The following is a 6,236-nucleotide window of genomic DNA, read 5'->3' on the forward strand; positions in this document are numbered from 1 at the left end:
AGGTTTCTTATGAGACCGCACTTTCCTTGACCAGACAATCCTCGGAACGGCGATTTCTCGAAAAACGCCTGCAGGAACTGAAGAAAAAAAGCCTGCCTTCCAGTTGATTCAGGTTTTTTTTAAAAAAAGTCCGCTTGAATGTCGATTCGGGTCGGTTCCAACCGACTATCAGGTAAAACGCCGGTTCTCTCGTCCGAAAGTGAGATGAACCAAGGACTTCAATTCCCTGTTCAAATCCGGAGAAAACAATGACTACTTCCAAAAACAAGCCCGCCGTGAAAGCGATTCCGGACGGAATGCATTCCGTCACACCGCATCTGGTTTGCGCCGGCGCGGCTGAGGCCATCACATTCTATGAAAAAGCGTTTGGTGCCGTCGAGCAGATGCGGCTCCCCGGTCCGGACGGCAAACTGATGCATGCCTGTGTGCAGATTGGTGACTCGCAAATCATGCTGGCTGATGAAAACGATTCGTGCGGCGCTCTCGGGCCGAAGTCGCTGAAGGGATCACCTGTTTGCCTGCATCTCCAGGTCGAGGACGTTGATGCCACTGTCAAACAGGCTGTTGCAGCGGGGGCAAATATTACGATGCCCGTCACAGATATGTTCTGGGGTGACCGGTACGGCCAGGTAGAAGATCCGTTTGGTCATCGCTGGTCTGTAGCGTCACACATCCGCGATCTCAGTCTTGATGAAATTAAAGCGGGCATGCAGGCGATGTTTGAATAATTCTCAAGAACGTTAGATAATTTGAATCAATAAACGTTGAATAATTACAACACATAAGAAGAATCAAACATGTCGGATACACCTAAAATTGCTCCCTTTCTCTGGTTTGATGATAATGCAGAAGCAGCCGTCGATCACTACACATCGATCTTCAGAAACTCGAAGAAGCTGAATGTCACTCGCTACGGAGAGGCCGGGCCGGGCCCGGCAGGTTCCGTGATGGTCGCCTCGTTTGAGTTGGAAGGGCAGACGTTTATTGCCTTGAATGGGGGGCCGATCTTCAAGTTCAACGAAGCCGTTTCATTTGCTGTGAACTGTGACACACAGGATGAAATCGATGAATTGTGGCAAAAACTGACCGAAGGAGGAGAGCCGGGACAGTGTGGTTGGCTCAAAGACAAATTTGGCTTGTCCTGGCAGATTGTGCCCTCAATTTTGCCTGAATTAATGCAGGATGCCGAGAAGTCGAATCGGGTTATGCAGGCTTTAATGCAGATGACAAAGCTGGATATTCAATGACTGCAGGAGGCCTTTAACGGCGAATAGACGGGCATTGATTCGAAAGTGCAATGAAAAACTTTCTAATAAAAGGATAAAACGATGAAATTTATTTGTTTTGGATACTATGATGAATCCACGATGGAAGGCAAAACAGAGCAGGAAATGGCCGGGTTCATGGAAGAGTGTTTTGCGTATGACGATGAACTGCGTCGAGGCGGGCATTTTACCGGTGGCGAAGCATTACAGCATGCGAGTCAAGCCGTCACGTTAAGAATGCGCAGCGGTCAGGTCGATGTGACCGACGGTCCCTTTGCGGAAACCAAAGAGCAGATCGGTGGCATCCTGTTTCTGGAAGCCCGTGATCTGAATCATGCCATTGCACTGATGTCGAAACACCCCGGTGTAAAATTTGGACCTTTTGAGATCAGGCCCGCGGATGAAGAAATTAACGCACTGATCAAGGCACGTGATGCCGCGATTCGGTAGGACCTTAAAATTCCATTGTTAACATGAATTAACGAAAGCAGAAAAACGATGTTTGCGAAACCTCAAACCGAACATGTCTGGCTGGATGCATTAATTGGCAACTGGTCCATTGAAACGGAATGCCAGATGGGACCCGACCAGCCGCCACAAAAATCAAGTGGGCAGGCGACATGCCGTTCACTGGAAGGAATGTGGCTGCTGATCGAAAGTGAGTCTGAGTCGGGCGACTGGTCGACGCTCTTGACGGTGGGCTATGACCCGGCGCAAAGCAGCTATGTCGGTACTTTTGTGGGCTCAATGATGACCCATCTCTGGATTTATCAGGGGAGTCTGGACCAGACGGGGAAAAAATTGATCCTGAATACAGAAGGACCTCAATTGAGTGGGGAGGGGATGGCACGATATCAGGATTCCATTGAACTGATCAATCAGGATCACTGGATTCTCTCCAGTCAGATGCAGACGGAAACGGGAGAATGGAATCAATTTATGACGTCGCATCATCGACGGATTACCTGAATATCTGAAACCAGTAATGAGGCAAACATGAAATTTATTTTACTTGTGTATGCAACGCCGGATGCCTGGTCAGAGGAGGGGAGGCAGCAGGCGACGCAGGAGTCTGTGGAGATCTGTCATGATTCGAACCGGGCAGGGAACTATCTGATCGCCGCACCACTGCATCCTGTTTCCACGTCGGTTTGTGTGAGAGTGCGTAAGGGGACAAAACTGGTCACGGACGGACCTTTTGCAGAGACAACAGAGCACCTGGGCGGTTTTTTCTTGATTGATGTCGAGAATCAAGAGGCTGCGATTGAAATTGCTGGTCGGATACCGGGAGCGCGGGCTGGAACCGTTGAGGTACGTCCTGTTGTAGAACTCGCGGATTTACCCGACGCCCATTGTTAAACCGGCCACATGTGAGAATCTGATTTTGTATGCGGCACGATAGCTGAATCATTTCAAGCTGAGGAATCAAAGATGAAATATATGTTGTTAATTTACAGTACCGAGAGTGACTGGACCGAAGCAGAACGCGAAGCCTGTATGGCGAAATCGACTGAAGTTTGTCATGAACTGAATCAAAAAGGTCAATTTCTGGCAGCTTCTCCCTTACACCCGGTCTCGATGGCGACCAGTATCCGTCTACGCGAAGGTAAGCGTCTGATTACAGATGGACCGTTCGCAGAAACGACAGAACAGCTTGGCGGATATTATATTATCGACGTAGAGAATCTCGATGAGGCCATTGCGGTTGCCAGCCAACTCCCTCCAGCGAAGAAAGGGACTGTGGAAATTCGTCCCATTTTTGAATTACCTGAAATGCCCGTCAAGCAAAAATAATTGGTTGTGCGTCTGATTGACACGTCGGGAGATGTGACTCGTTCCCGTTACGATACAGAAATAGAGTAGAAAGGAAATACAATGAAAGTGATGGTCATCGTTAAAGCAAGCCAAGGTTCGGAGGCGGGAGAAATGCCGAGCGAAAAGTTGCTCACAGAGATGGGCAATTATAACGAAGAACTGGTGAAAGCAGGGATTATGCTGGCAGGAGAAGGGTTGCACCCCAGTTCAAAGGGATACCGGGTTCGCTTCTCAGGTACGGATCGGACTGTTATGGACGGACCCTTTGCAGAAACGAAAGAACTCATTGCAGGGTACTGGATGTGGCAGGTAAATTCGATGGAAGAAGCCATCGAATGGGTGAAACGTTGTCCCAACCCCATGTCGGAAGAATCAGAGATTGAGATTCGCCGTGTATTTGAGGCTGAGGATTTCGGTGAAGTCTTTACTCCTGAATTACAGGAACAGGAAAAACGCGTTTTTGCAGAAGCACAGCGGTTACAAGAATCGAAAGACAAAAAATAGATTGGCAAACGGGCACTGAATCGCAGCTGTTTGTCGATAGATTCATCTTTCCCGGGGCAAATGATTCTGTAAAATACCGGGGTGAGAAATCGGTTTATCAAAGAGTTTGAAAGTGAGCGGGCAGGTGTGATGAAAATTGCAGATTTCAGAAAGCTCGCACTCTCATTTAAAGGGGCAATCGAATCGTCCCACATGAATCACCCGGATTTTCGTGCTGGGAATAAAATCTTTGCGTCATTAGGGCAACCAGATGAAGCATGGGCGATGGTGAAGCTGACGCCTGAGCAACAATCGGCGATGGATCAGTCTGATTCCGAAGTCTTCAAACCATGCAATGGCGCCTGGGGGCAACGGGGCTACACGAATATTTATTTACCCTCAGCTAAAAAAGCCATTGTGAAAATTGTCTTGCAAATGGCTTTCGAAAACGTCTCTTCAAAATGAGATGAGCCTGTGGAAGATACTTTGGAGCAGTCGAGTAAACTCTTTTCAGGAATCATAAAGGAAACTATATGAACCAGCCAGACATAAAAACATTCTCTACTTCTCAGCGGATCATGATCTGGTGTGGTCGTGTGATCGCGGCGCTCATGGCATTCATGTTTGGTATGAGTGCGGTTATGAAATTCAAAGGGGGGCCGGAACTGTCCGAAGGGATGGCGCATCTGGGATTACCCGAATCAATGATTTTTCCGCTGGCCATTCTGGAGTTAACGTGTCTTGTGATTTATCTGATTCCCTGGACTGCGGTCCTGGGGGCCATTTTACTGACGGGGTATCTTGGCGGGGCGATTTGTATTCACTGGCGCGTGGGAGATCCATTCGTAGTACAGATCGGAATCGGAGTGCTGGTCTGGCTGGGAATATGTCTGCGTGATCACCGTTTGTGGCAGCTCATGCCATTTCGGAAAATTAATCAACAGTCAAAGTCGAGTAGTCTGTGAATGGTTTTTTGAATGGCTTGTCTGCGGTATAGCGGTGTGATGTCATCCAGGAAAATTCCCGTTTCTTTAAGTTGGCAGGATCGGGATCAGGCAGGACTTCGCCATCCGCTTCGGCATACGCCGTGCGAATGACTCTTACTGGTTGAGAAGCTTTGGGGACTAATTCATAATCGGTTCCTTTGGTCAACAGCAGCCAACTGTTTTCACGGAAACCCGACAGCATCCGCTTACGGGCGGCTGCAACAAATGCCGCTTTCTGCTGTTCTGTTAAACCTTCACTGGTTTGAATTTTCTGAATGAACTTCTGTGTTTCGGAGAGATCAAAACTGACCCAGCCCAGCGGCGGCAAAAATGCTTCCATTTTGCAATGGGAGGGAGAATTCTTCGGAAACAAAGCCAGTCCGTACGTTACGCGTGTCGGATAGCCCAGTGCCCGTCCCATCGTGGCACACAGTCCGTGATAATCGCTGCAATGCCCGCGTCGCTGCTGGAAAGCGTGATTAGCGTCAGCCCGTAAAGAAGCGTTGATGTGATCGTAAGTCAGATTCCGGTCAATCCAGTTCATGGCACCTACAAGATCAGAACCAGCACCATTTGGATCGGGAGTAATATTTTGAAGGACTTGTCGGAACTGTAGCTCATCATTCAGTGATTGAGGATCAAGATAGGGGGCGAATGCCGTGGGCCATAAGTTTACTTTTTCCACAGATTCCTGATTCAGCTGCCAGTTTAAATTCCAGACTTTGGCTTTGAAGCGGTGTGTGATGATCTGGGCACCTTGAGGATGATGAAATTCAAAGTACGCAAAGCGGTTTCCATAGATGGGCTCGTTGTTAATCTGAGGTTTCACATCATTGGGAAACGTGCTGAACTGACTCTCTTGAATTTCCTGAGCAAAATCGGTTTGTGGGACCGGGACCCAAACTTTCAAGACTTTGCAGTGGTAGGGAGGTGTCACCACGATAGAAAAATCGATGCTGTGAGTGACCGGATCACTTTTTTGGGCGATATATGGTGCGTCGGGAGTTAACAGTTCTCTCGTTTGAGTCTGCGCATGGCTGAGGGAAAGTGGAAGCAGTAGGAAGAGTAGTACGGCTGTTACGCATGAAGAAAATGAAGTTCTATAAAGCATTCTTCGAAACTCCTTGATTCAGATATCGTATGTAGTCGGTCTGGTCAGGAATGAACGGCTGGGCTATTGCACGCGCTCTCAATCTGGCGGGGCAAAACAGAACACGATTCTACCCTGGGAAATCCTTTCTCGGTTTTTCAATCAATCAGATGTTCGTACGAATGACAGATGTTGTCTGATTGTAATCGTGGCTCAGAGGGCAGGCAAGCCTATCGGCATGGTGTGAGAAATATCGCCTGCAGGATGCAACGCATCATGCTTCGAAGACATACGCACGATATTAGTACCCTCATGGGCTACCGCTTGGGAAGAGACCGCAGCGGAATGGGACCCGTAAGGTGCTTCAACCATTTCTCATAAAACGAAAATGTTGCCATATGAACACTTCCTGGGCGGCGATATGCTTCAATCTTTGGGGCTAGAACTTCTGTAACGGTAATCGGTATGATTTTATCGTGCTTGCAATCCGCATTATCCACGCCTTCTGCCGGGAAATCTTCCCCGGATGGCGGCTGGGGTAGATGTTTTACGCAAGTCATGAAGTTTCCAGCGAAAAATGTCGACCAGATCTAAAGG

General features: G+C 48.4%; 10 protein-coding genes. 9 read left to right on the top strand and 1 reads right to left on the bottom strand.

From position 1 onward, the window contains the following. The first annotated feature begins 248 nt into the window (after positions 1 to 248). The 9 genes from Q0294_RS11070 to Q0294_RS11110 all read left to right on the top strand — a co-directional run bounded on the left by Q0294_RS11070 (position 249) and on the right by Q0294_RS11110 (position 4,528). Positions 249 to 728: a VOC family protein gene (locus tag Q0294_RS11070; RefSeq protein ID WP_299464834.1), complete on the top strand. Its 480-nt coding sequence runs from the start codon at positions 249 to 251 to the stop codon at positions 726 to 728. Between the two features lie 69 nt (positions 729 to 797). Next, positions 798 to 1,247, top strand: coding sequence for a VOC family protein (locus Q0294_RS11075; protein WP_299464837.1), 450 nt, complete (start codon positions 798 to 800; stop codon positions 1,245 to 1,247). A gap of 81 nt (positions 1,248 to 1,328) precedes the next feature. Beyond that, positions 1,329 to 1,715, top strand: coding sequence for a YciI family protein (locus tag Q0294_RS11080; protein WP_299464840.1), 387 nt, complete (start codon positions 1,329 to 1,331; stop codon positions 1,713 to 1,715). Between the two features lie 48 nt (positions 1,716 to 1,763). Then, positions 1,764 to 2,234 carry a DUF1579 domain-containing protein gene (locus Q0294_RS11085; RefSeq protein WP_299464843.1) on the top strand — a complete coding sequence of 157 codons (471 nt, stop codon included), beginning with the start codon at positions 1,764 to 1,766 and terminating at the stop codon, positions 2,232 to 2,234. A 27-nt stretch (positions 2,235 to 2,261) separates the two neighbouring features. Beyond that, complete coding sequence (locus tag Q0294_RS11090; protein ID WP_299464845.1) at positions 2,262 to 2,624, top strand: YciI family protein; 363 nt, start codon at positions 2,262 to 2,264, stop codon at positions 2,622 to 2,624. 72 nt (positions 2,625 to 2,696) lie between these two features. After that, positions 2,697 to 3,059: a YciI family protein gene (locus tag Q0294_RS11095; RefSeq protein ID WP_299464848.1), complete on the top strand. Its 363-nt coding sequence runs from the start codon at positions 2,697 to 2,699 to the stop codon at positions 3,057 to 3,059. A gap of 81 nt (positions 3,060 to 3,140) precedes the next feature. Further along, positions 3,141 to 3,584, top strand: coding sequence for a YciI family protein (locus Q0294_RS11100; protein WP_299464851.1), 444 nt, complete (start codon positions 3,141 to 3,143; stop codon positions 3,582 to 3,584). A gap of 129 nt (positions 3,585 to 3,713) precedes the next feature. Continuing rightward, the gene (locus Q0294_RS11105; RefSeq protein WP_299464854.1) at positions 3,714 to 4,028 is read left to right on the top strand and encodes an MmcQ/YjbR family DNA-binding protein; all 315 of its coding nucleotides are present in this window, start codon (positions 3,714 to 3,716) and stop codon (positions 4,026 to 4,028) included. Between the two features lie 68 nt (positions 4,029 to 4,096). Next, positions 4,097 to 4,528 (top strand): DoxX family protein, encoded by a 432-nt coding sequence (locus Q0294_RS11110; RefSeq protein WP_299464857.1) that lies wholly within the window; start codon positions 4,097 to 4,099, stop codon positions 4,526 to 4,528. Here Q0294_RS11110 and Q0294_RS11115 read toward each other — a convergent pair. Beyond that, on the bottom strand, positions 4,497 to 5,660 hold the full coding sequence (locus tag Q0294_RS11115) for a transglutaminase family protein (protein WP_299464860.1): 1,164 nt from the start codon (positions 5,658 to 5,660) through the stop codon (positions 4,497 to 4,499). The genes Q0294_RS11110 and Q0294_RS11115 overlap by 32 nt on opposite strands. Positions 5,661 to 6,236: the final 576 nt, after the last annotated feature.

It is taken from the genome of uncultured Gimesia sp. (genome assembly GCF_937919775.1).
In the GTDB taxonomy this organism is placed as follows: Bacteria; Planctomycetota; Planctomycetia; order Planctomycetales; family Planctomycetaceae; genus Gimesia.

What these genes read in the sequence shown, in the direction of transcription:
- Q0294_RS11070 (WP_299464834.1), top strand. Translation starts at nt 249, where the DNA reads ATGACTACTTCCAAAAACAAGCCCGCCGTGAAAGCGATTCCGGACGGA.
- Q0294_RS11080 (WP_299464840.1), top strand. Translation starts at nt 1,329, where the DNA reads ATGAAATTTATTTGTTTTGGATACTATGATGAATCCACGATGGAAGGC.
- Q0294_RS11095 (WP_299464848.1), top strand. Translation starts at nt 2,697, where the DNA reads ATGAAATATATGTTGTTAATTTACAGTACCGAGAGTGACTGGACCGAA.
- Q0294_RS11115 (WP_299464860.1), bottom strand. Translation starts at nt 5,660, where the DNA reads ATGCTTTATAGAACTTCATTTTCTTCATGCGTAACAGCCGTACTACTC.
- Q0294_RS11100 (WP_299464851.1), top strand. Translation starts at nt 3,141, where the DNA reads ATGAAAGTGATGGTCATCGTTAAAGCAAGCCAAGGTTCGGAGGCGGGA.
- Q0294_RS11085 (WP_299464843.1), top strand. Translation starts at nt 1,764, where the DNA reads ATGTTTGCGAAACCTCAAACCGAACATGTCTGGCTGGATGCATTAATT.
- Q0294_RS11075 (WP_299464837.1), top strand. Translation starts at nt 798, where the DNA reads ATGTCGGATACACCTAAAATTGCTCCCTTTCTCTGGTTTGATGATAAT.
- Q0294_RS11110 (WP_299464857.1), top strand. Translation starts at nt 4,097, where the DNA reads ATGAACCAGCCAGACATAAAAACATTCTCTACTTCTCAGCGGATCATG.
- Q0294_RS11090 (WP_299464845.1), top strand. Translation starts at nt 2,262, where the DNA reads ATGAAATTTATTTTACTTGTGTATGCAACGCCGGATGCCTGGTCAGAG.
- Q0294_RS11105 (WP_299464854.1), top strand. Translation starts at nt 3,714, where the DNA reads ATGAAAATTGCAGATTTCAGAAAGCTCGCACTCTCATTTAAAGGGGCA.